Source organism: Pusillimonas minor, assembly GCF_014237865.1.
Lineage (GTDB): Bacteria > Pseudomonadota > Gammaproteobacteria > Burkholderiales > Burkholderiaceae_B > Neopusillimonas > Neopusillimonas minor.
Window position 1 is genome coordinate 39,512 of sequence record NZ_JACJUU010000005.1, and the last position, 23,566, is coordinate 63,077.

The 23,566-nt window shown below is 58.9% G+C and carries 23 protein-coding genes; 9 read left to right on the forward strand and 14 right to left on the reverse strand.

What is annotated here, in order from left to right; genetic code table 11:
- Positions 1-73 precede the first annotated feature (73 nt).
- From GTU67_RS08195 to GTU67_RS08210, 4 genes are all read left to right on the forward strand, one after another.
- Positions 74-1,267: an ABC transporter substrate-binding protein gene (locus tag GTU67_RS08195; protein WP_185779608.1), complete on the forward strand. Its 1,194-nt coding sequence runs from the start codon at positions 74-76 to the stop codon at positions 1,265-1,267.
- Between the two features lie 2 nt (positions 1,268-1,269).
- Positions 1,270-1,719, forward strand: coding sequence for a MarR family winged helix-turn-helix transcriptional regulator (locus GTU67_RS08200; protein ID WP_185779609.1), 450 nt, complete (start codon positions 1,270-1,272; stop codon positions 1,717-1,719).
- Between the two features lie 230 nt (positions 1,720-1,949).
- Positions 1,950-3,608: an FAD-dependent oxidoreductase gene (locus GTU67_RS08205; protein WP_185779610.1), complete on the forward strand. Its 1,659-nt coding sequence runs from the start codon at positions 1,950-1,952 to the stop codon at positions 3,606-3,608.
- A 28-nt stretch (positions 3,609-3,636) separates the two neighbouring features.
- On the forward strand, positions 3,637-4,701 hold the full coding sequence (locus GTU67_RS08210) for a maleylacetate reductase (protein ID WP_185779611.1): 1,065 nt from the start codon (positions 3,637-3,639) through the stop codon (positions 4,699-4,701).
- Between the two features lie 129 nt (positions 4,702-4,830).
- On the opposite strand, the gene GTU67_RS08215 is transcribed toward GTU67_RS08210, so the two are convergent.
- Entirely contained in the window at positions 4,831-6,381 is a 1,551-nt protein-coding gene (locus GTU67_RS08215; protein WP_346727006.1) for a DNA recombination protein RmuC, read from the reverse strand.
- Positions 6,382-6,531: 150 nt separating this feature from the next.
- The gene (panB, locus tag GTU67_RS08220; protein WP_185779612.1) at positions 6,532-7,362 is read right to left on the reverse strand and encodes a 3-methyl-2-oxobutanoate hydroxymethyltransferase; all 831 of its coding nucleotides are present in this window, start codon (positions 7,360-7,362) and stop codon (positions 6,532-6,534) included.
- Between the two features lie 83 nt (positions 7,363-7,445).
- Between panB and GTU67_RS08225 the strand changes: the two genes are divergently transcribed.
- The gene (locus GTU67_RS08225; protein ID WP_185779613.1) at positions 7,446-8,291 is read left to right on the forward strand and encodes an aldo/keto reductase; all 846 of its coding nucleotides are present in this window, start codon (positions 7,446-7,448) and stop codon (positions 8,289-8,291) included.
- On the opposite strand, the gene GTU67_RS08230 is transcribed toward GTU67_RS08225, so the two are convergent.
- Genes GTU67_RS08230 through GTU67_RS08240 form a run of 3 tightly spaced genes read right to left on the reverse strand, consistent with a single transcriptional unit; the run spans position 8,292 to position 11,625 of the window.
- The gene (locus GTU67_RS08230; RefSeq protein ID WP_185779614.1) at positions 8,292-9,758 is read right to left on the reverse strand and encodes an MFS transporter; all 1,467 of its coding nucleotides are present in this window, start codon (positions 9,756-9,758) and stop codon (positions 8,292-8,294) included.
- Positions 9,755-10,645, reverse strand: coding sequence for an LOG family protein (locus tag GTU67_RS08235; RefSeq protein WP_185779615.1), 891 nt, complete (start codon positions 10,643-10,645; stop codon positions 9,755-9,757). Before GTU67_RS08235 ends, GTU67_RS08230 begins: the two co-directional genes overlap by 4 nt.
- Before the next feature lie 35 nt (positions 10,646-10,680).
- Entirely contained in the window at positions 10,681-11,625 is a 945-nt protein-coding gene (locus tag GTU67_RS08240) for a Gfo/Idh/MocA family oxidoreductase (RefSeq protein ID WP_185779616.1), read from the reverse strand.
- Positions 11,626-11,765: 140 nt separating this feature from the next.
- Between GTU67_RS08240 and GTU67_RS15515 the strand changes: the two genes are divergently transcribed.
- Together GTU67_RS15515 and GTU67_RS08250 are read left to right on the forward strand one after the other, a co-directional pair.
- The gene (locus GTU67_RS15515; protein WP_185779617.1) at positions 11,766-13,388 is read left to right on the forward strand and encodes a methyl-accepting chemotaxis protein; all 1,623 of its coding nucleotides are present in this window, start codon (positions 11,766-11,768) and stop codon (positions 13,386-13,388) included.
- A gap of 226 nt (positions 13,389-13,614) precedes the next feature.
- Entirely contained in the window at positions 13,615-13,824 is a 210-nt protein-coding gene (locus GTU67_RS08250) for a cold-shock protein (protein WP_093969856.1), read from the forward strand.
- Positions 13,825-13,967: 143 nt separating this feature from the next.
- On the opposite strand, the gene GTU67_RS08255 is transcribed toward GTU67_RS08250, so the two are convergent.
- Genes GTU67_RS08255 through GTU67_RS08290 form a run of 9 tightly spaced genes read right to left on the reverse strand, consistent with a single transcriptional unit; the run spans position 13,968 to position 21,178 of the window.
- On the reverse strand, positions 13,968-14,459 hold the full coding sequence (locus GTU67_RS08255; protein WP_249417639.1) for a nuclear transport factor 2 family protein: 492 nt from the start codon (positions 14,457-14,459) through the stop codon (positions 13,968-13,970).
- Positions 14,456-15,229, reverse strand: coding sequence for an SDR family NAD(P)-dependent oxidoreductase (locus GTU67_RS08260; RefSeq protein WP_185779618.1), 774 nt, complete (start codon positions 15,227-15,229; stop codon positions 14,456-14,458). Before GTU67_RS08260 ends, GTU67_RS08255 begins: the two co-directional genes overlap by 4 nt.
- A gap of 9 nt (positions 15,230-15,238) precedes the next feature.
- The gene (locus GTU67_RS08265) at positions 15,239-15,790 is read right to left on the reverse strand and encodes a DUF3833 domain-containing protein (RefSeq protein ID WP_185779619.1); all 552 of its coding nucleotides are present in this window, start codon (positions 15,788-15,790) and stop codon (positions 15,239-15,241) included.
- Between the two features lies 1 nt (position 15,791).
- Positions 15,792-16,820 carry an MFS transporter gene (locus GTU67_RS15520; RefSeq protein ID WP_346727007.1) on the reverse strand — a complete coding sequence of 343 codons (1,029 nt, stop codon included), beginning with the start codon at positions 16,818-16,820 and terminating at the stop codon, positions 15,792-15,794.
- On the reverse strand, positions 16,765-17,097 hold the full coding sequence (locus GTU67_RS15525; protein WP_283245249.1) for an MFS transporter: 333 nt from the start codon (positions 17,095-17,097) through the stop codon (positions 16,765-16,767). The genes GTU67_RS15520 and GTU67_RS15525 overlap by 56 nt, the downstream gene beginning before the upstream one ends.
- Positions 17,097-17,777 carry a chalcone isomerase family protein gene (locus GTU67_RS08275; RefSeq protein ID WP_185779620.1) on the reverse strand — a complete coding sequence of 227 codons (681 nt, stop codon included), beginning with the start codon at positions 17,775-17,777 and terminating at the stop codon, positions 17,097-17,099. Before GTU67_RS08275 ends, GTU67_RS15525 begins: the two co-directional genes overlap by 1 nt.
- A gap of 3 nt (positions 17,778-17,780) precedes the next feature.
- Positions 17,781-19,025, reverse strand: coding sequence for an SAM-dependent methyltransferase (locus tag GTU67_RS08280; RefSeq protein ID WP_185779621.1), 1,245 nt, complete (start codon positions 19,023-19,025; stop codon positions 17,781-17,783).
- Positions 19,018-19,797 (reverse strand): DUF1365 domain-containing protein, encoded by a 780-nt coding sequence (locus tag GTU67_RS08285; protein WP_185779725.1) that lies wholly within the window; start codon positions 19,795-19,797, stop codon positions 19,018-19,020. Before GTU67_RS08285 ends, GTU67_RS08280 begins: the two co-directional genes overlap by 8 nt.
- A gap of 55 nt (positions 19,798-19,852) precedes the next feature.
- Positions 19,853-21,178, reverse strand: coding sequence for an NAD(P)/FAD-dependent oxidoreductase (locus GTU67_RS08290; protein WP_185779622.1), 1,326 nt, complete (start codon positions 21,176-21,178; stop codon positions 19,853-19,855).
- Between the two features lie 163 nt (positions 21,179-21,341).
- On the opposite strand from GTU67_RS08290, the gene GTU67_RS08295 reads away from it, so the two are divergent.
- Positions 21,342-22,316 carry a MerR family transcriptional regulator gene (locus GTU67_RS08295; protein ID WP_185779623.1) on the forward strand — a complete coding sequence of 325 codons (975 nt, stop codon included), beginning with the start codon at positions 21,342-21,344 and terminating at the stop codon, positions 22,314-22,316.
- A 20-nt stretch (positions 22,317-22,336) separates the two neighbouring features.
- On the forward strand, positions 22,337-23,566 hold the full coding sequence (locus GTU67_RS08300) for an efflux RND transporter periplasmic adaptor subunit (protein WP_185779624.1): 1,230 nt from the start codon (positions 22,337-22,339) through the stop codon (positions 23,564-23,566).

The window sequence follows — 23,566 nt, forward strand, 5'->3', positions numbered from 1 at the left end:
CCATAAACTTGACACCTTAGTAAGGCATATTTACTATCAGTGCACACAAAAACACAACCACCGGAGGCTTTCCATGCAGATGACCAAATTCCTTAAACGCAGTCTTGTTGCGCTATCCATCGCCTCGATGGGCACCGTGGCCCACGCCGCTGAAGACCTGAAAATCGGCTTCATCCTGCCCATGTCCGGCCCCTTCTCTTCCTATGGCCAGCAAATTCTTAACGGCGCCAAAGTGTATATGGCGCAGCACGGCGACACCGTTGCAGGCCGTAAGGTCGTCATCGAGGTTAAAGACGATACCGGCGTTGCGCCCGAAGTCAGCAAACGCGCCGCCCAAGAATTCGTCGTACAAGACAAGGTCGACATTCTGGCCGGCTTTGGTCTGACACCGTCGGCATTTGCCGTGGCGCCCATCGCAAGCCAGTCAAAAACCCCAATGATCGTTCTTAATGCTGCGACATCGTCTATTACAGAACGCTCCCCTTATATCGTGCGTACATCGATGACGCTGCCCCAAACCACAGCGCCCATGGCTCAGTGGGCGGCCAAAAACGGCATCAAAAAGGTCTACACGGTAGTGGCCGACTTCGGCCCGGGTCACGATGCTGAAAAGCAGTTCACCAAAACATTTACCGAGAACGGCGGTGAAATCGTCGGTCAGGTCCGCACCCCGCTGGCCAACCCCGACTTTTCCCCCTTCCTGGCGCGCGTCAAAGACAGCGGCGCTGACGCGGTCTTCCTGTTTGTCCCCGCCGGCGAACAGGGCGTGTCTTTCCTTAAGGGCTACAAGCAGCGCGGCCTAGACACGGCCGGCATCAAACTTATTGCCCCGGGCGACCTGACCGACGAAGACGTCCTCGACGCCATGGGCGACGAATCCATCGGTGTCATCACCTCGATGCATTACGCCGAAGCCCACGACTCTGACCTGAACCGCAAATATACGCAAGACTATTACAAGGCCAACCCCAACAAGCGCCCCAACTTCATGTCGGTTGCCGGTTACGACGGCATGAAGCTTATTTACAGCGTGCTTGAAAAGACCAAAGGCGACGCAAGCGGTGACGCTTTCGTTGCAGCGGCTAAAGGCATGAGCTGGGAAAGCCCGCGCGGCCCCATCACTATCGACCCCGAAACCCGCGACATCATCCAGAACGTTTACATTCGCGAAGTTAAAAAGGTCGATGGCAAGCTGCAAAACGTAGAGTTCGACGTGGTCGAGCAACTTAAAGACCCTGGCAAGGCCGCTGCCGCAGCAGCCAAGTAACCATGTCTGAAGGCGATTTGCACAACGATCTGTGGCGTCATCACAATGTAGGTCGCCTGCTCAACAATGCCATTACCCGGCTTGAACACCGCGTACTGGACGAAATGCGAAAGGCCGGCCACGGCGGCCTTTCGCTCAGCCACATCACCATTACCCGAAACCTCGACCTTACCGGCACCCGGGCCACCGAGCTGGCCCGCCGCGCCGACATTACCAAACAATCGGCCGGAGAACTGATTGCCCAGCTAGAAACACTGGGCCTGGTCGAACGTCTGCCCGACCCCGAAGACCGTCGGGCAAAAATTGTTTGCTTCACGCCTGCCGGCCTGGCCTGGTTAACAGCCTTCAAGCACGCACTTGAAATTGCCGAACAAGAAATGGCCCAAGAGGTAGGGGCCACACCATTTGCACAATTACGCAAGGCCTTGATTCGGTACACCCAGGGCCACTAAACCCCGACTCCCGGCGTTTACGCTTCAAGAGAGCGCCTGCAATTGCAAGCCCCCGACGACGTCTTCGACGGCATCAGAGCAGCACAACATTACCGCGTCCATCCAGCCACACCACCGCCAGCCTTTTTCTGTTGACAAAATAGTAAGGTAAACTTACCATATTGCAATCACGTGCCTGGGCTTGACCCTGTGGCACACCCAAAACCGAACAATTTACTGATGAGCGCGATATGACTTTACCCAGCAAAACTTCTGTCATGATTGTGGGTGGCGGCCCGTGCGGCCTGATGCTGGCCAATGAACTGGGCCGCCGCGGTATTAGCGCCGTACTGATCGACGAAAAAGCCAGTACCGCCTTCAACCCCCAAGCCAACGCCACACAGGCGCGCACCATGGAACATTACCGTCGGCTGGGTTTCGCGCACGAAATTCGCGACCTGGGCTTGCCGTCAGACTTCCCCACCGATATTGCTTATTTCACGCGTTACGCCACCCACGAACTGGCCCGCTTTCAATTGCCCTCGGCGGCCGAAGCAAAAAAGAAAATCCACTCACTATCGGGGTCGTGGAGTGCGGCCGAGCTACCCCACCGTATTTCTCAAAAGTATGTAGAGCAGGTCCTGCGTCAACACGCCGAAAAACTACCCGGCATATCGATTAACTTCGGCTGGCGCATGCTGGCGTTTCGCGACCAGGGCGACCGGGTCGAAGTGGATATTGAGTGTGTGGCCGACGGCCGGCAACAAACCATTACCGCCGACTACATGCTGGGCGCCGACGGCCCCCGCAGCAAAACGCGCGAAACTCTGGGCTACCGCTACAGCGGCGAAACCGGCGTGGTACGCGACTTCATGGGCGGACGCATGTATGCCGTTTACGCACGCTGCCCTGGTTTCTACGATACAGTCCCCCACCCGCCTGCCTGGATGAATGTCTGCTTCAATGGCGAACGTCGCGCCTTCATGGCCGCTGTCGACGGCAAGGGCGAGTTCGCATTCCACACCCAGCTCAAACCGCACGAATCAGAAGACAACATCACCGAAGCCGACGCACGGCGCATGTTCCAGATGGCGGTAGGCAAACCAGTTGACGTCGAAATTTTGTCGCACGGCGCCTGGACGGCCGGTCATGCTTTGGTGGCCGACCACATGCAAAAGGGCCGTGTGTTTATTGGCGGCGATGCAGCACACCTGTTCACACCTACCGGGGGTCTGGGCTACAACACGGCCGTCGAAGATGCTGTCAACCTGGCCTGGAAGCTGGCTGCCGTATTGAAAGGGCTGGCATCGCCTGCCTTGCTTGACACCTACGAAACCGAGCGCCGACCACTTGCTGTGCGCAACACAGGCTATGCCCGCACCTTTGCCGACTCGTTAGGGCTATACAAACCTGTCCCGGAAATTGAAGACGACAGCGACGCAGGCCAAAAGGCACGCGAAACCGCAGGTGCGTATCTGGCCGGGCACGGCAGGGCCGAGTTCAATATTCCGGGTATTACCTTTGGCGGTCGTTACGACGGGTCGGCCGCAATTGTGTCAGACGGTACGCAACCGCCGCCCGACGCCGCCAACGAGTACACGGCCACGGCCTGCCCCGGCGGCCGCCCGCCCCATTGCTGGCTTTCTGAAACCACCTCGCTGTACGATACCTTCGGGTTTGAGTGGACCTTGCTGTGCATGAACCCTGACCAGGCCAGCACCCATGAGATCGAGCAACATGCGCAGAAACGCGGTCTTGACCTTAAAATTGTAAGTGCGCCACAAGCCCGCCCGTTATACGAAGCCGATTTTGCCCTGATCCGGCCCGACCAGATCGTAGCCTGGCGGGGCAACAGTGCCGATCAGGCCGGCGAAGCACTGGCTCAAATACTGGGTTACAACATTCAATAAAAACCACACTTGCCGGGGACACCAGCACATGCAAACCGACTTTATCTACGAAGCCCTGCCCACCCGCGTCATTTTTGGCGAAGGCAAACTCGACCAACTGCTGCCGGAAATAGAGCGACTGGGTGCAAAACGCGCGTTGGTATTGTCGACCCCGCAGCAAGAAGCCTGGGCGCAGCAAATTGCCGAACAACTGGGCACGGCCAGTGCCGGCGTATTTGCCGGCGCAACCATGCATACACCGGTAACGGTAACCCTGAAGGCCATGGAACACGTTAAAGCCAGTGGCGCTGACTGCCTGGTCGCGCTGGGGGGTGGCTCTACCATTGGCCTGGCCAAGGCTATTGCCGTGCGCACCGGGCTGCCGCAAATTGCCGTCCCCACCACCTACGCCGGCTCCGAAATGACGCCCATTTTGGGGCAAACCGAAAACGGCATCAAAACAACCATTCGCCAGCCAGTCATACAACCCAAGGCCGTTATTTACGACGTCAACCTGACACTGACGCTGCCGGTGGGCATGTCAGCGACCAGCGGGCTAAACGCTATGGCGCATGCGGTCGAAGGCCTGTATGCCCAAGACCGCAACCCGATTATTTCGCTAATCGCAGAAGACGGCATCCGGGCCATGGCGTACGCCCTGCCCATCATTGCCCAATCACCCCAAGACAAAGAAGCTCGGCTGCAGGCCCAGTACGGTGCCTGGTTGTGCGGCATTTGCCTGGGCTCTGCCGGCATGGCGCTGCACCACAAGCTGTGCCATGTATTGGGGGGGTCATTCGACCTGCCGCACGCCGAAACCCACGCCATTATGCTGCCGCATACCGCCGCCTACAACACACCAAACGCAGGCGAGGCCATGTCTCGCGCCGCACGAGCGCTGGGTACCGACGACGCCGGCCACGGGCTCTGGCAACTGGCTAAAAACATTAATGCACCCATGGCGCTTAAAGACATCGGCATGACTCAGGCCGATATCGAGAAAGCGCTGGATATTGCCCTGAAAAACCCCTACTGGAACCCCCGTCCCCTTGAAGCCGAGGGGTTGCGCGGCCTGCTAGAGCGCGCGTGGGCGGGCGAACCGCCCCGCCCATAAAGACATCGCGCCCGGGCCAGCGCTCAGGCAAGCACATCGCACTTGGCCTGGCACACCACGCGTGATCCGACCGCATTAAGCGTCCGTCCCGAACCGGTGTCGACCACCGCTTTAGCGGGACCAGGCCAATCAGGCACCAGCCGTTTTATCGGCCTCGGGCGGCGCTACCAGCAGCTCAAGCTTTTCGATATTGATGTCGGTATGCAGCGGCTCGATGGCGGGCATGGTTTTATTGGCTTTGGCCGATAACTCGTTAAAGCGCGAAACTTTGCCGTACAGCCCCTGGCGGCCCGCCAGCGACGTAACGGCACGGTTGTAGTGGTTATTGGCCGTACCCAGCGTATCGCCCAGTTTTTTAAGGTTTTCGGCCACCACAACCACCTGGTTATAAATTTCGCCGGCTCTGGCGCTAAGCTCTTGTGCCTGTGCATTGCTGCGCGACACCATCCAGAGGTTCGCCACCGTTTTAAGTATGGGCATCAGCGTCGTGTGCGAGACCATGACTACGTTGCGCTGATAACCGTAATTGAACAGATCTTTATTGAACTTGAGTGCTTCGATGTAAGCCGACTCGATAGGCATGAACATCAGCACGAAACTGGGGCTGCGCATGCCGATAAGGTTGCTGTAGTCTTTGCGTGACAGGTCGTCTATATGATTGCGCACGGCCTTGACGTGCGCCTCAAGTGCAGCGTCGCGCTCGGCATCGGTAGCCGCCGACAGCGCCCGGTCGTAATCGACCAGCGACACTTTGCTGTCGATTACCATGTGTTTGTCGTCTGGCAGCTTGATAACAAAGTCGGGGTGACGATACTGGCCGTCGGTATCCTGGAAGCGCAGTTGCGCATCGTAGTGGTCGCCTTTAACCAGCCCAGCCAGTTCAAGCGTACGTTCAAGCTGGATTTCACCCCAATTACCCGTGGTTTTCTTGTCGCCCTTAAGGGCCAGCGCCAGGCTGTTGGCCTCGCTGCTCATACGCAAGCCCACTTCCAGCACCTGCTTGATTTCGGCCCCCAACGAGGCCTGACCCCGAACCGACGCATCGTGCACCTGGTTGATGCGCTGCTGAAATGCCGCAATTTGCTCGCGAAACGGCTTGAGCAAGGTGTCGAGCGATGACTGGCTGTTCTGGGCAAACGTCTTGCCCTTTTCTTCCAGGATCTGGTTGGCCAGATTCTGGAACTCGTTTTTAAGCTGTTCGCGCGACTGATCGAACGATTGGCGCAAGGTGTCGAAGCTGGCCTGCTTTTCGTCATACTCGGCCTGCAGCCGGGTAAGTTGCCTGTCGATATCAGCGAACCGGCCTTGCAACGACGTCAGTTCACGCTCTTTGTCGACGACGCTGTCGCGCGCCTCGTCGAGGCGCTCGCGCAAGTTTCGGGTTTCGGATTCGAGCCCGGCCACTTTACGATCGAGCTGCTGCTTGTCGTCGTCAAGCTCGGCGACGCGCAACATGTGCTGCTGGCGTTGCGTGTCGGCGTCGGCCAGCCTGGCTTCAAGCTGGCGGGCTCGCCCTTCGGACTCGGACAAACGAAAATCAGCCTGCTGGCGGTCAAGTTCGGCCTGCCTGCGCACCGCCGCCAACACCCCCCGAAAGTAGAGCGCCGACACGAGCACACCCAACACCACGCCGGCCAGCACCCAACCCGCAAGGGCGATTTCGTTTCCCTGGAAATTCACCGTTTACCTTTACTTTTCATTTGCGGAACCTGATCGTTGCCCCAATGGCGTAACGCCAGCCCCGCTATCACCATGCTGCTGTACAGACACGCAACATTAACCAACCGACGGGGCGCGCAAGCGCGCCCCCGCACACAGCTTCAAGACGCCTTAGCCGACATTTTTTTTAACGCCGAAGCAGTGGTCGAGCGTGGGGAAGCTGCCATCGCGTACGCTGTCGGCATATTGCGCCGCCGCGTCGCGAATAACCGTGGCGGCATCGCCAAACTGTTTTGCAAACTTGGGAATCCGATCGCCGCTTAAGCCCAGAATGTCTTCGGTGACCAGAATTTGACCATCGCATGCCGGCGAGGCGCCGATGCCGATCGTTGGAATGGACAAGGCCTCGGTGATGCGGCGTGCCAGCCCCTCGGCCACACCTTCAAGCACGACCCCGAAAGCACCTGCCTTTTCGTGCGCCAGAGCGTCCTGGAAAATACGCTCGGCTGCCGCGTCGTTAAGCCCTTGCGCCTTGAAGCCCCCCATGGTGTTGACATGCTGCGGCATCAGGCCCACATGCGCCAGTACCGGCACGCCGCGTTCGACCAGAAACTGCGTGGTGGGCGCCATGACCGCGCCGCCCTCGAGCTTGACCCCCGCCACCCCGCTCAGCGACATCATGCGGGCTGCGCTGCGAAAAGCCTGCTCGGGCGATTCTTGGTAACTGCCAAATGGCATGTCGACAATAATGCAGGCCCGGCGGGTCGCCCGCACCACCGCCGCCGCATGCGCAGCCATTTGATCGATGGTGATGGACAGGGTGTCGGGCAAGGCATAGCCCACCATGGCGGTAGAGTCGCCGATCAGGATCATGTCCTGGCTTTCGTCAAGCAGGCGTGCAATGGGCGCAATGTACGCCGTCAGGGACGCAATTTTCTTTTGACCCTTGTAGGCCATTAACTGGGGAACGGTAAGCCGCTTAACCTCGGTATGTATACTCACAGATTGCTCCTGGATGACTGCGCATTATTGGCCGTAGCATCAAAAAAGGGGCACGCCCTGTTTCAAGCTTTACGGAGATACGCATGTCCTCTATTGTAAATAGCGTCAAGTTCCACGACGGTAACACAGCGCCCCGCGTAGGTTTTGGTGTGTGGCAAATTGAAAACGACGTGGTCACGCAAGCGGTTCAGACCGCTATCGAATCGGGCTATCGCCTGATCGACACTGCAGCCATTTACGGTAATGAAGAAGGCGTTGGCCGCGCCATTAAAGCCTGCGGCCTCGATCGCAAAGACCTGTTCATCACCACAAAACTCTGGAACGACCGCCACGGGTACGACGAGACCATGGCCGCATTCAATGAAAGTATGGACAAACTTGGCCTGGACTACGTCGACCTGTACCTGATCCATTGGCCCGCACCAAAAATCGGCCTTTATGTTAAGTCGTGGGAGGCCCTGATACAACTGCGCGATGAGGGTCGGATCAGGTCGATAGGGGTATCGAACTTTAACCAGAACCACCTTGAGACGCTGCTGGATGAAACCGGCGTGCTGCCGGTGGTGAACCAGATCGAACTAAACCCCCGCTTCCAGCAGCCCGAATTACGTCAATTTCATGCGCAACACAATATTGTGACCGAATCATGGAGCCCGTTAGGCCATGGGTTGCTGTGGGACAACCCGGTGCTGAACAAAATAGCCCAGAAGCACAAGCGGTCGTTGGCTCAGGTGGTCTTGCGCTGGCATATGCAACTAAACTGCATGGTGATCCCGAAATCGGTCAACCCCGAACGCATGCGCGAAAACCTGGCCCTGTTCGACTTTAACCTTGACGAACAGGACATGGCCGATATTGCTACGCTGCACGATTCCGAGGCCCGTCATGGCCCCGATCCGGAGCGATTCAGGTTGCCCAAGGCGGTCTGATCAGGCCCGGGGGTGGCCACGAGCCGCGTCGCTTTGACGTTTGGCGGCCACCACCCGCGCCATGGCCCAAAATGCCAGTGCCGGTGCCAGCGCAAACAACAAGAACAAGGCTTGCGACGCCTGCACGGCACCCACTACGCCGCCCGGGTCTGTCATGCCGGCGGCGTTTACGATCATGCCGCCCAACGTTGACCCCAGCGCCAGCGCGTACAACTGAACGGTAATCATGCCGGACGACGCAATGCTTTCTTGCCCCGACGGTGCGCTGCGAAAAACCTGAGCCAGCAAATGTGGCCAGCACATGCCAATACCCAGCCCCACACCCAGCAAGGCCAGGCTAAGCACCCAAACCCAGCCCGTGTCGAAGGCATCGAGCCACGGCACCAGCACCAGCAGCCCCAGCAACGACAATGTGGTCACCGCAGGGCCGCTGCGCATTAAAAAGCGGGCAACTACCGGACCACGGCCCGAGCTGGAAATAGAGCCTATCGTCCAGCCCATGGACATGATTGCCGTCATGTAGCCCGCGGCCAGGGGCTCGAGGCCGTGAATGGTTTGCAGAAAATACGGCACAAAAATTTCGACGGTAATGGCCGCACTCATGAGCGCAACGCAGGCGTAAATGCTGCCCATAGGCTCGCGCACCGAGTAGGCGCCTTCGGGCAACCAGCGGATCGTGCCCGGGCGTTGCTCTAGCCGGACCACGTAAAGGGCAATCAGCACGCCCGCCAAAATGCCCAACGCGTTCCAGGTGACCGCAGTCGACAAACTGCCGGCCGAAACAGCCAGAACCGACAACACAATAAGCGCGACCTTGCCCACAGGCACATTCACGCGCTGACGCGGTGCGTCGGCATTACTGACCGTGTTTTCGTTGATTTCGCGGATAACCAGCCATGCCAGGCCGGCTGCCACGGGCAATATGGCGCCAAACGCCCACCGCCAATGGCCCGACTGGGCGAACATGCCGCCAATGGCCGGGCCGCTAAGCGTAGCCACCCCCCACATGCTCGACGTCAACCCCATGGCGCGCGTCCAGAGGCGCTCTTCGAAAACCACACGAATGGACGAATAGCAAAGCCCTAAAAGCAGACCGCCCCCAAGGCCTTGAATGGTGCGCCCAAACAGCATGAGCGCCATGGAGGGTGCCAGTGCACACAGCGTTGTGCCCACCGAGAACACCGCAATAGCCACCAGAAAGGCCTTTTTTAACCCCAAGGTGTCGAACGCCTTGGCAGACAGCGCCGATGCCATGATTGATGCGGCGACGAACAACGTCATGTTCCAGGCGTAGTACTCGAGACCGCCAATGTCGCGCACCACCGAGGGCAAAATGGTGGTGGCAATATAAACATTAACCGCATGCAACGCTACGCCACCCGCCACGGCCAGCGAGCGCAACCCGTTGCGCCCCGAAAGCAACTCACCCCACGAGGCTTGCTGCCCCGACCCTGCATGCTGACTCATATAACCCCTTTGGGTGGAAGGCGACAGTCGTCGCAATCTGGATAAAACCGCTCGAGAATGGCCACAACTTCGTCGGCCGTTTCGACCACACTGACCAGTTCGCGATCTTGCGGTGAAATCATGCCTTCTTCGACCAGAAAGTCCAGGTCGACCAGGCGTGACCAGAAGGACTTGCCCACCAACACAATAGGCATGCGTGCCATTTTTTCGGTCTGCACCAGCGTAAGCGCTTCGAAGAGCTCGTCGAGCGTGCCAAACCCCCCGGGAAAAGCCACCAATGCCCGCGCCCGCATCATGAAATGCATTTTGCGCAAGGCAAAATAGTTGAAGTGAAAGCACACCGACGGGCTGATATACGGATTGGGTTCTTGCTCGTGGGGCAAGGTGATATTAAGCCCGACGCTCAAGGCGTCGGCCTCGAAAGCCCCGCGATTACCGGCCTCCATGATGCCGGGGCCCCCGCCGGTAACCACCACAAACTGGCACGGGCTGTTGACCTGAAAGCGCTTGGACACAATATGCGCGAACCGGCGCGCTTCTTCGTAGTACCGCGAATAATGCACCTGCTTCGAGGCTTTGGCCAGCGCCTGCTGTGCCTGGGGGTCTTCGGGGTGGCGCGCGGCGTGTTCGGTAGCTTGGCCAAGCGCATGCTGGGCCTGCTCGGCCGGCAAAACGCGCGCGCTGCCAAACACCACAATGGTGGACTCGATATGATTTTTGCGCAGGTAATACTCGGGCTTGAGCAGCTCGAGCTGCAGACGCACCGGCCGCAGGTCTTCGGCCTCCATGAAGTCGGCGTCTTTGTAGGCCACCCGGTACGACGGGCTATCGATAAGGTTTTGCTTTAACGCTGCGACTTGTTCGGGGGTAAGTTTGTGACTGGACATTATTGTTCTTCATTAAAGGGGCCAAGGCGTTGGACTCAGGCCAGGCTGCGTTCAAGGCGATCAAGCGTTTCGTAGGCCGACAGCACACTCGCCACGCCCGATCGCGGTTCGCGCCCGGATTGAATCGCCTCGAAAAATTCGCGGTCTTGCAACTCAATGCCGTTCAGCGATACATCCACTCCGGACAAATCCACCGGGCGGCCGTGTCCATCGAGCAGCTCATCGTAGCGCGCAATATACGTGCCGTTGTCGCAGATGTACCGGAAAAATGTCCCCTGCGGCCCGTCGTTATTGAACGAAAGCGTTAACGAACACAGCGCCCCCGAGGGCACCTGCAACTGAATCGACATATCCATGGCAATGCCCAGGTCGGGGTGCGGCGGCCCCTGCATGGCATGTACGCGCGAGGCCGTCTGGCCCGTTTGGTACTGAAACAGGTCAACGGTATGGCACGCATGATGCCAAAGCAGGTGGTCTGTCCAGCTACGTGGCTCGCCGGCCGCGTTGATATTGCTGCGGCGAAAAAAGAACGTCTGGACATCGAGATGCTGCAAAGTAAGCTCGCCCGACAAAATACGACGACGTATCCACTGGTGCCCCGGGTTGTAGCGACGCGTATGGCCGGCCATGGCCACCACGCCGGCGTGTTGCTGCAATGCCACGATTTCGCGGGCGTCGCGCAAGTTATCGGCCATGGGGATTTCGATTTGAACCGGTTTTTTTGCCCTTAAACACGCCATGGCCTGCACGGCGTGCACCTGGGTCGGGCTGCACAAAATAACCGCGTCAACATCGCTGCGCGCAAGGCTTTCGTTCAGGTCGAGCGTGACGTGCGGCACGCCGAAACGCACGGCAACATCTTGCGCCTGCGCCAGGCTGCGTCCACCCACCACCGAACTGACGGCAACCCCATCGATGGCAGCGATCGCTTCCAGATGTTTCTGGCCAAAAGCGCCAAGTCCTGCAATACATACCTTCATTTCAGACCTTTACAGTTTGAAAAGCTTAACTAAAATGATTTCAGCTGTTTGTAAAAGTAACGCCGTCGTTTCGTTACAAAAGCACTTTTTATTTCTATTGCGCAGGCGGCATCTGCTGCGCCAGCCTTCAGGTTTTCACCATGAACAATCTAAAAATCGGCACGCGCCTCATTGTAAGCTTTGCCATCATGCTTCTCTTCATTGCCTTGCTGGCAGGCATCGGCATCTGGCGGGTACAAGGCTCCGACGCCATGGCATCAGACCTGACCGAAACTCGCCTGGCCAGCGAACGCATGATCAATGAATGGAGCAAGCTGACCGCTCTGAACGCCACCCGTACCATTGCCAACGCCCGGCTTACCGACGCCGACACCATCAAGTACTTCGAAGACCAAATGAAGGTGACCAGCGCCGAGATCAGCAAAATCCAGAGCGCGCTGAAAGAAAAACTCACCAACCCCGAGGCCCTGCGCCTTTACGACGTTATCCAGCAACGCCGCAGCGAATATGTCGGCAAGCGTAACGATGCGCTTGAGCAACGTCGTCAGGGCAACCTGCAGGCCGCGCAAAACTTTTACGACAACGAGCTCGAGGGCTTGCTGGACCGGTACAACGGCAGTATCAGCGATCTGCTCAAGTTCCAGCAGAATCTTATCAACACTAATGCGACAGCCTTGCATGCCAACAACACAGTGGCACTGAACCTGCTTGTCGGGCTAACAGCCGTGTCTTTGCTTATCGGGCTGCTGCTGGCCATTTCCATTACCCGCTCTATTACCCGCCCGCTCACCAACGCGGTTAATTTTGCCGAGAAAGTCTCTAACCGCGACCTGACCAGTCGTATCAACGTCAAGGGCAGCGACGAACTGGCCACCCTTATGGCCGCCCTGCAGCGCATGAACGCCAACCTGCTTAATGTCGTGCGCGAGGTCAAAGACGGCGCCGACTCTATCGCCACTGCCGCCGGGCAAATCGCCGCCGGCAATATGGATCTCTCTTCCCGTACCGAGCAACAAGCCAGCTCGCTGGCCGAAACCGCCGCCACCATGGAAGAGCTCACCACCACCGTCAAGCAAAATGCCGACAACGCCCGTCAGGCCAATGGCCTGGCCGAGTCGGCCGCCAGCGTAGCCACCAAAAGCGGCCAGGTCGTCGCCCAGGTGGTGGACACCATGGGCGCCATCAACGAATCGTCAAAACAGGTGGTTGACATCATCAGTGTCATCGACTCCATCGCCTTTCAAACCAATATCCTCGCCCTGAACGCGGCCGTTGAAGCGGCCCGCGCCGGCGAACAGGGTAAAGGCTTTGCCGTCGTGGCCTCCGAGGTACGCTCGCTGGCCCAGCGCAGCGCCCAGGCCGCCAAAGAAATCAAAGATCTCATCGACAAGTCGGTCAGCATCACCGAAACCGGCAACCGCCTGGTCGCCGAAGCCGGCACCACCATGCAGGAAACCGTCGCCAGCATTAAACGCGTCACCGACATCATGGGCGAAATCACCGCCGCCAGCCAAGAGCAAAGCATCGGCATCGACCAGGTCAACCAGGCTGTCTCGCAAATGGATCAGGTCACCCAGCAAAACGCCGCCCTCGTCCAGGAAGCCTCGGCTGCGTCCGACAGCCTGCAAGACCAGGCCGGCACCCTGGCCAAGCTGGTCTCTACCTTCCGGGTCGACAGCAACAACCGCGAAATCGATGTCACCCCGCGCGGCACCTCACCCGAAGCCCCGGCCATCGGCGGGTCGCGTCAGTTGCTGGCATAACCGTGCACCGGTTTTAAGCCACAAAAAACGACGGGCCAACACAACAGTGTTGGCCCGAATACATTCAGTAGTAGACAACGCGCAAAAATACGACTACATTCATCGAGAGATTTTTCAAGTTCGTTGTATTTAAGTTCAAACAGTACGTCTTTTTGCTCGAGTCGCCGTTCCTTGAATAAGTCTTGCCCAGGGCATATTGGCCCATATTTTTTTAAGGAATTGTCACATGACTACGCAAACCGGTATTGTTAAATGGTTCAACAACGAAAAAGGCTTCGGCTTCATCACTCCCGACGCTGGCGGTAAAGACCTGTTCGCCCACCACACCGACATCGTTGGTACAGGCTACAAGTCGCTGAACGAAAACCAGCGCGTTTCTTTCGAAACAGCTGACAGCCCCAAAGGCCCCCAGGCTAAAAACATCCAGGCCGCCTAAGCACACGATTACCGTGTCTTAAGCTAAAAACGCCCCGCAAGGGGCGTTTTTTATTGGGCAGTCACAACAACAAGCCCGTGGGTCGATAGTGCTGGCCTGGCCATGATTTGGGCAATACACGCACCTTATTGCAACGACATCGGTTACCGGGTTATGGGCGTCGCCAACTTGCGTTTTAAATATCGCATCAGGCCACCCAGCACCGGCAATTTTGCGTAGAGCTCTTCAGCGGCGTCCCAGTAGTCGCGATGCAGCACAATGCGGCCGTCTCGGCCCCACTGCACATGGCTGCCCCCTTTAATTTCCCACGCACGGGCGGTGCGGCCACCGGCCGAATAAAAGTGAAACGACCAAACCAGAAACCCCTTGTCGCCCTGGACAATGGTGTCGTGCACGACAAAACGCGGCTGCTGCACGGTGTCGAACATATGCCGAAAAACAGCCTGAATGGCCGCCACACCCACCACGTCGTTAAACGGGTCTTTAAAACGGGCCTGCTCGTCGTAAAGACGCCCCAAATGCTCAAGGCTGGCCGGCGACAGCTGCTCGTAGTAGGCCGCCAGCTCGGCCATGCGCCGGGCCGGGCCCAGCAAATGCGTTTGCCCGTTGGCGTTGGGCGACAAGGTTTGCGTCATAGTCCAGTTCCTTTGTGAACCAGCTTGAAGTACAGGCCATAAGGCAGCCAGCGCAGCGCTTTAAGAATGAAAGAAAAACGTTTCGGGAAGTCAATCTCGAAATGGCCTCGCATCCAGCCCTTTTCAATGGCGTCGGCCGCCTGCTCGGGTGTTTGCAGAAACGGCATGGGAAATTCGTTCTGGCGCGTCAAAGGCGTTTCGACAAACCCCGGGTGAACCACCGACACCCCGATACCTTGCGGGCGCAAATCCAGAAAAAGCGTTTCGGCCAGGTGCGTAAGTGCGGCCTTGGTGGGGCCATAGGCCAAACCTTGCGGCAGCCCGCTAAAGCCGGCCACGCTTGAAACCAGGCTGATATGCCCGGTGCCTTGCTGCAAGAACAGCGGTATAACCGGCGCCAGGACATTCAGGGCGCCAATATAGTTAACCTGCTGATGTTGGATCATTTGACTCAGGTCGAACCGCTGGGCGCGCATGGCCTTGTAGACGCCGGCGCAATACAAGACCCGGTCTAAACGCCCATAGCGCTGCACAATGGCATTACACGCCGAACGCACCGCGGCAGCATCGGTGACATCAAGCGCCAGCGCCAGACACCCGTTGAACCGGGCCTCGAAGGTATGGAGCGCCGACGCATCGCGGGCCGACACCACCACTTTAACGCCCTTCGAGGCCAGCCGTTCGGCAACGGCACGCCCGATGCCCGTTGACGCACCGACAACCCAGACAACCTGATCTGCGGAGTAATCGAAACGGGGATTCAGCGCCATAATTTGCCCTTAACGTTTATGGAACGACAACGTGACATCGCCCAGACGGATGCCAAACTTGCTCATGACCGCCTTGTTCAGCATGACCTTGTCATCCATCAGGTACATCCAGTCGTTGAACGAAACATCGTAGGTCCGGTCGCCAACCGGCAGCCGCAGCACATAGCGCCACTGGAAGGCATTACCTGCCACCTCGCCAGACGCTTCGCCGACTACATCTTCGGCAGTACCGGTGTAGCGCCCGTCACCCTCATAGGTCAGGTACCAGACGCGGCGTTGCTTCTCGCCATCGCTATAGATAAAGTCTTCTTCCAGCACCCCTTTGTTGCCTTCCCAGCTGGCTTTGATTTTGACGGTAAAGCGTCTGACCACCTTGCCGCTGCGGTCGGTAAACAAACCATAGGCGTCAATGTCACCGACAAAATACTCGCGCAAGTCAAGCACAGGCCGCTCTGCCGCATAATCGGCGGGTTTGGGCGATGCACAGGCAATCAGCCCCATACACGCGACCGATAGCGTGGCCCAGCGCACGCCCCGTTTCCAGGCTGTAAATACAGGCATATCAATGCTCCTTATCCCAACGGCGACGCCATAGCCACAAGGCGTAAAGCGCCACCAGTTTCAAACCACAAGGCAGGACCGCGTAAGCCAGACTAAGCGACCACAACCCGTGTTCATCGGTTTGGCCAGGCGTATACCCCAGCCACTGCAACATCGGCAACACCAGCCCTGCAGCCAGGGCCAGATTCAGTTTCGACGCACTGTTCCACCAGCCAAAGTAAGCCCCTTCGGAATCGGGGCTGACCGCCTCGGTGCGAATAACACGGGCCAGCAACGGTGTGGGCAGTGCGAGGTCGGCGCCCAGCGCCAACCCGCTGGCCGCGCAAATTAGAAGAAACAACGTCGTGTCACCGGCCCCCAGAAACGCCGCCCCAAAAAAACTGACGACGGCCAGCGCCATGCCCACTGCCCAGCCCGCCCCCAGGCCAACGCGGGCAACCACTTTGACCCACAGCGGCAAAGACACTGCCGCACATGCAAAGTAAATGGCCAAAAAAGCGCCTTCCCAGCCCGCAGCCTGCAAGCGATCGTTGACAAAGAAGAGCAGCAAGGTCGCCGGGATGGCACTGGCTATGCCATTGACCAGGAACACCGCCATCAGCCCGCGAAACGCGGGGCCACGCCAGGGCAACGCAAAGTAATGCAAAGAAAGCCTGGGCGCGACGGCAGGCCCCGCAAGACTGACGTTAGGGGCGACAGGGGCAGGCGCACGCCCTAACGCCAGCCAGCCCAGCCACAGCGCCACGCCCAAGACCACGGCGGTAGCCGGCATACCCGCCACAGTGGGCAAGACACTGGCCAGCATCACGCCGACCAGGGTGGCAGCTTCGCGCCAGGAGACCCACCGGCTTTGGGCGTCGTCACTGCCTTTAAGACGCGCGGCCCAGGCCTGATGCGTGATGGTCAGCGCGCTGTAGGCCAGGTAGGTCAGCATCAGCGCAAGCGCGCACCAGGCCAGCAAAGCCGTTTGCGGTTCACGCAAGGCCTGCGGCGGAAAAAAAAGCCCGATAAAGCCGGCCAGCAAAGCCACGCACCCCAGCCCCACGGCAAGCTGCAAGCTGCAAGCTGCGTCTGGATACCGAAAACAGGCGATCGGCCACATAACCCATGACCGGGTCGGTTACGGCGTCGAAGATACGGACAAACAAGAGCACCGCCCCCAATGCCGCCAAGGAGGCACCGAACTGTTCGGCGTAATAGGCGGGCATGTACACGTACAGCGGCAGCGCCACGAATGCCAGGGGCAACCCCAAGGCCCCGTAATTAAAGCCCGCCGCAGGCGCGGGGTGCACCTCGCGGGCCGTCATTACAATTGCCCCAGCAAAGCCGACCGCATCGCCGGTTCGGAGGTCTTCTCGGACAACCAGATCCCGAAGAACAGACGCCCAAACCTCGCGTTTTCTACCGACGCGGTTTGTTTACCATTAAAGAAAAACTCCACAGTGCCACCAGGCCGCCAAACGCCGGTCAGGCGGTCGCCCTCGGCAACGTCGGGAAAGGCGCGCGTCATCAGCGCCAGCCAGTCGGCTTGCTCATCGGGGCTGATGGTATCGAGATTGCTCATTTCTTCAATTGAACGCTGCGCAATCGCCTCGCCCTTCAGGCTGCGCGCATAATCAAGCTCGAGCGCAAAAGGCGCGTTGAACAACGCATCGGGCGTAGCGCCAGGCGACAGCCAAAGCCGAATGTCATACACCGAAAACGCAAACCAGCGAAACCGTTTTTGGCCCTGCAACGACGGTTGCCCCAACGCTGCAACGACCTCGGTCGGCGCCTTGACTGCAGCAGGGCCAGCGGCAGACGACCCCGACGCCGTAGGCTGCACAGGGGTTTCTTGCAACCGGTTTGACGATACCGAAGGCGCCTGGCCTACGCCTTGCCCCCCGTTGGGTTGAGTTTGCGCGCCCGCCATAGCAGCCAGCCCCATCAGGGCCAGCACCACAGGCAGGCCAGACAACACACGACGAATGACGTTGACCCCTGACATGGCTTATTCCTCCGGCTTGTACAACGTGAATTGAATAACGTCGGTGTTACCGGTATCGAAAGCCGCTTCGCAATACGACAGATAGAAGTCCCAGGTGCGCATAAAGCGGGTATCAAAGCCCAACGCGCGAATCGCTTGCTCGTTGGCCTGGAAAGGCGTGCGCCAGCGGCGCAAGGTTTCGGCGTAGTCGGGGCCAAAAGCAAATGAGCGTTCTACTTTCAGGCCTGCCGCCTGCGCATGCTGAATGAAGACGTCACGGCTGGGCAGCATGCCACCCGGGAAGATGTACTGCTGGATGAAGTCGGTAGAGCGCGCATAGCGCTCGAACAGGTCGTCGCGAATCGTGATGCTTTGAATGCAGGCGCGACCCCCGGGTTTAAGGTTGCGGGCCAGCACATTGAAGTACTCGGGCCAGTAGGCCTGCCCCACCGCTTCAAACATCTCGATCGACACAATGGCGTCATACGGGCCGTCGTCGATGTCGCGATAATCTTGAAGACGCAGGTCGGTGAGTTGCGCCAGCCCGGCATCGCGTAAACGCTGCTGGCCAAATACCAGTTGTTCGGTCGACAAGGTCACCCCGGTAAGACTGGCGCGACGCTCGGCGGCAACGGTTTCGGCAACAGCGCCCCAGCCACAGCCAATTTCCAGTACGCGCTGGCCCGGCTGCACCCGCACCTCGTCGAGGGCACGACGAATTTTGGCGCGCTGGGCGTCGGCCAGCGACTGCTGGGTGTTGCCATTGAACCAGGCCGACGAGTAGTTCATGGTGGCATCAAGCCAATGGCAGTAAAACGCATTGCCCAGGTCGTAATGCGCATGAATATTGCGACGACTGCCGCTACGACTATTGCGGTTAAACAGGTGACGGAAACGGTAAAGCAAACTGCCCCACCACGAGCCATACATGACGCGCTCCATGTGGTCGCGATTCAGGATGAACAGCCGGATAAGGCCCGGCAGATCGTGGGTACTCCAGTCACCGTTGATGAACGTTTCGGCAAAACCAATGTCACCCGACTTAAGCGCCGCAGAAAAAACCGCCCAATTATTTAACCGGACCGCGGCATGAGGCTGCTTGCCGTTACCAAAGCGCCGCTGGCTGCCGTCGGGCAAGGTCAGTTCCAGGGTGCCATGGGCCAGGTTGTTGAGCATGCGCAAAATAGTACGGGCAGCCGCGGGGCCGCGTGTTTTATCCACGGGCGTTTGCGACAACCCGGGCGTACGGGGGTTCAGGGTGTCAGTCATGAGGGGCACTCTTCAGGGGTTTGGTCGAGAACGGCACACGTTTCCAGAATAGCTTGGCAGCCTGCCAATGAATACGGGCAATGATGGCCAAAGTCAGCAACGGCATGGACATCACCGTGCGCCACAGGCTGTTTGGCGTCAGCGGCGTCAGTACGCCGCTGACACTCGTTTGCAGTAAAGGGCCGGCGTCATCGTCGTAATCGATGCGCGCCACCGTACGGGGCGCTTGTGACGGGCCACCTGTGGTTTGCATAAAGCGAAACCGGTAGCCGCCATTGACCTGACAAAACGGCGACACATGAAAGGTTTTTTTGGCGTGAAGCTCTTGCCCCCAGCGCAAATCGGGGCCGGTAAGCAAGTAACAGTGGCGCTGCCCGAATGTGTTGTTGACCTCGGCAACAATGGCCTTAAGGGTACCGTCGGCATCGTGGGCATACCAGAAGCTGACCGGGTTGAATACGTAACCCAGGACCCTGGGATACGTGTGCAGCCAGACTTCGCCATCGGCCTGTATTCCGACTTGCAACAGCACATCTTCCAGCCAGGCCAGGGCATCGGGGCCACCGTCACCATGATCGGTGTCGTAGAAACTTACCCACCCGCGCTGGTTGCGCTTTAACCCGGCCACCGGCGTGTGGCGCCAGCTGCGCATGGGCAGCATCAAGAACCAGGTTTTGTAAGCAAACGCGTTGCGCGCGGGCCGCAAGCGGGTATGACGCACCACGCCTTTACCGATTTTTGCCACCGACGGCGGTATCGCGGCCGCTGCCATGGCGGCGGTGCCGGGGGACACCGATTGAAGGGGCGAGGTCGCGGCGCGCACGATGTTAAGCCGCCTGCAAAAGGTTGGCAGCGGCCCGCCAGCGCGCCTGCAGGGCCTGCGCTACGGCCAACCCCGATTTCAGGCCGTCTTCGTGAAAGCCATAGCCTGTCCAGGCGCCGCAGAACCAGGTGTGGTTCTCACCCTGAATGCCTGGCAGCTTTTCTTGGGCGTCGCGCGCAGCCAGGTCAAACGCGGGATGCGCATAGTTAATGTGGGCAATAACCTTGGCCGGATCGGGTTGACGAATCGGGTTAAGCGACACAATAACGTCTTGCGCAAACGGCAACGGCTGCAGCCGGTTAAGCAAATAGTGCAAACAAACCCCGCCCTGACCCTCGCCGTCGGCGGTATCCCGATGTTCGTAGTTCCAGGCAGCCCAGGCCAAACGCCGCTTGGGCAACAAGGCCGTATCGGTGTGCAGCACCGCATGGTTATCTTGGTACGGGATCGCCGACAAAACGGCTTGCTCTGAAGCACGCGCGTCTTGACCCAGGATGCGCAACGCCTGGTCAGAGTGACAGGCAAAAATCACTTCGTCGAAATGCTCGGCATGTGCCGGGCTGAAAACCGTTACCCCGGCGCCCGGACCATTACGACGCACCGCCGTCACCGGCGTATTAAGCCGAACATCGGGAATCGACGTCAGCATGCGCTGCACATACTGACGCGCGCCCCCGCTAACGGTGTACCACTGCGGGCGATCGTTAACCTGAAGCAGACCGTGATTGTGGCAAAAGCGAATCAAGGTAGACACCGGAAATTGCAGCATTTGCCCGGCCGGGCACGACCAGATGCTGCTGATCATGGGCAGCAAATACCAGCGACGGAATGATTCGGTGTAACCCCGATTGTCCAGAAAGTGCCCGATGCTCTGGGTGAGCTCGACCTCGTTGCCGGTTTCGGCCAGTCGCGTAGCTTCTTTATTAAAGCGCAAAATTTCGCGCAGCATAAGCCAGAACGATGGCTTGAATATATTGCTTCGTTGGGCGAACACGCCGTTAAGGTCAGTTCCGCACCACTCCAGCCCGCCCTGCTCGGCCTGAACCGAAAACGACATGTCAGACGGCGCCGTTGGCACATCGAGCGTTTTGAAGAGTTCGACAAGCTGCGGGTACGTCCGGTGATTAAAAACCAGAAACCCGGTGTCGACCCCGTGCGTGACAGGCTTGCCGTTGGCATCGTTAAGCGTGACATCAACAGTATGTGTATGCCCGCCGGCATAGTCGGCGGCCTCAAACAGGGTGACGCGGGCGCCCTCGCCGGCCTGGGCAAGCGACCAGGCGGCACTTAGGCCGGATATGCCGGAACCAATGACGGCAACATGCTTCATACAAGACTCCTGTCCCTGGACAAAACCATAAATGTCCTAGTCAAAGTTAAATGTCTTCACTATATTAACGATAAAATTCGCTTTTAACAATATTTTGTCCAAGACAATATTAATTGATATCATATATGTCCAAGACAAACCTGCGCACAGACCCGAATCCGCCATGAGCCCACCAGACAACACCAATCAGTTGATGCTTAACATCACCGCCGTCGAACGCGACACCCGCATCGGCAAAGACGCTTTGCGGGTCTGGGAAAAGCGCTACGGCTTCCCGACGCCCAAGCGCGATATCAATGGCGAGCGCCTGTACCCGCCCGATCAGGTTGAGAAGCTTCGGGTCATCAAACGACTGCTCGACGCCGGGCATCGCCCCGGGCGCATCGTTTCATTAACGCTGGAAGACCTGCATCGCCTGGGTGAAGAACTGCGGGAAAGCGACGTTGCAAAGCCCGCCGCGGCCAACGTCGCCCCCGAACAGCAGAACGAAATCCAGGACATCATCACGCTGCTCAAATCGCACGACCCGGCACAAATCCGGCGTCGGTTCTCTCAAACCATCATGCGGACCGGGCTGTCGCAGTTTGTGCTCAAGGTGGCGATCCCCCTTATGCACGAAATCGGGGAGGCCTGGGCCAGCGGCGAGCTGCACATTTTTGAAGAGCACCTATGTAGCGAAATGCTGGAAACCAGCTTGCGTACAGCCATGGCCTCGGCCCCCGAGGCTAACCAGCACAGCCGCCCTCGCGTATTGCTGTCTACATTCCCCGGAGAGAGCCACAGCCTGGGCCTGCTGATGGCCGAAGCCATCTTCCAGGTCGAGGGCTGCGCCTGCATGAGTCTGGGTGCGCAGACCCCACTGCACGACCTGGTCAACGCAGCACGCGCACACCGTGCAGACATCATCGCCATCAGTTTTTCAGCCGCCAGCAATCCTGGTCATGCCACCGACGGGCTAACTGAACTGCGCACCATGCTGCCGGCCAACATCGAGCTATGGGCCGGCAGCCCCCACCCTGTCTTGCATCGTCGCGGGGTGCCCGGTGTGCAACTGCTTGCCGATCTGGAACACATCCCCGTGCAACTACAACGCTGGCGCGCCCAAGACCCAATCCGGCCCGATATACTGTCAGACTGACATGACTCGGGTTTCGCACGGTGGCTAAACATTCTTCACGCTGGAAGTTGTTCCTGGGGCTTGGCCTGGTCACAGCCGTTGGGCTATGGGGCTGGCGGGCATGGCAAGGCCCCGTGGTCAATGGCTATCAGGTCGAAGCCGCCCCGTTGGTACAACAGGTTGTGGCCACCGGGCGTGTCGTGGCCAACTCGCGAGCACAGGTAGGCAGCGAAATAACCGCCGTTGTTGTCGAACGCCGGGTGCGCGAAGGCGACCGCGTGGGTCGCGGTGATGTCTTGCTGGTGCTGCGTGCCGACGCCCTGAAGGCCCGCGCCGAAGAGGCCCGGGCTGCGCTGGACTTGCTGCGCACCGCACAACGTCCGCAGGCCCAGGCCAGCCTGGCGCGCACCGAATCTCAGCTTGCCCAGGCAAAACGCGAACTCGACCGCCGCAAAAAACTGCTCGATACACGCGCCGTCACCAAAGAAGATGTTGAACAGGCCGAGAACGCCGTGGCCATTGCGCTTGCGGCGGCGCGCCAGGCGCGCATCGACGCCCAGGCGCTTGCACCTGATGGCCTGCAAGAATCTATTTTGCAAGAACGCCTGCGGGCTGCCGAAGCCGACCTGGCTAAAACCATTGTGCGCGCGCAATTCGACGGCACCGTACTGACACGCAACGTCGAACCCGGAGACCTCGTCCAGCCAGGTAAAACCTTGCTGGAAATCGGTACCGACACCAACGCAGAATTGCTGGTCCCCATCGACGAGCGCAATCTGGGTGTTTTAAAGGTCGGCCAGCCGGCCACCGTGATTGCCGACGCCTACCCGGATAACCCCTTCCCTGCACGCATCAGCACCATTGCACCCGCGGTCGACCCCGAACGCGGTACCGTCGATGTCCGCCTGCAGGCCACACCAGAGCCTGACTTCTTGCGCCAGGACATGACCATCACGGTCACCATTACCACCGGCGAACGCGACGCTGCCATTGTCGTGCCCAACGATGCGCTGTTCCGGTCGGTCAATGGCACGACGGCGGTATGGCGTTATGAAGACGGAAAGCTGGCACCAGTTGACGTAACAACAGGCTTGCGGGGGCAGTCGTTAACCGAAGTTACCGAAGGCCTGGCGCCCAAAGACTTGATTGCCCGGGCCGGGGCCGCCTTTGAACCGGGCCAACGTGTGCGCCTGAACATCACACCGCTACCCGACACAGCATCGACCCGGCCGGCGTCTACGGCAGGCGAAACCCCCATGAAATTCAACTAG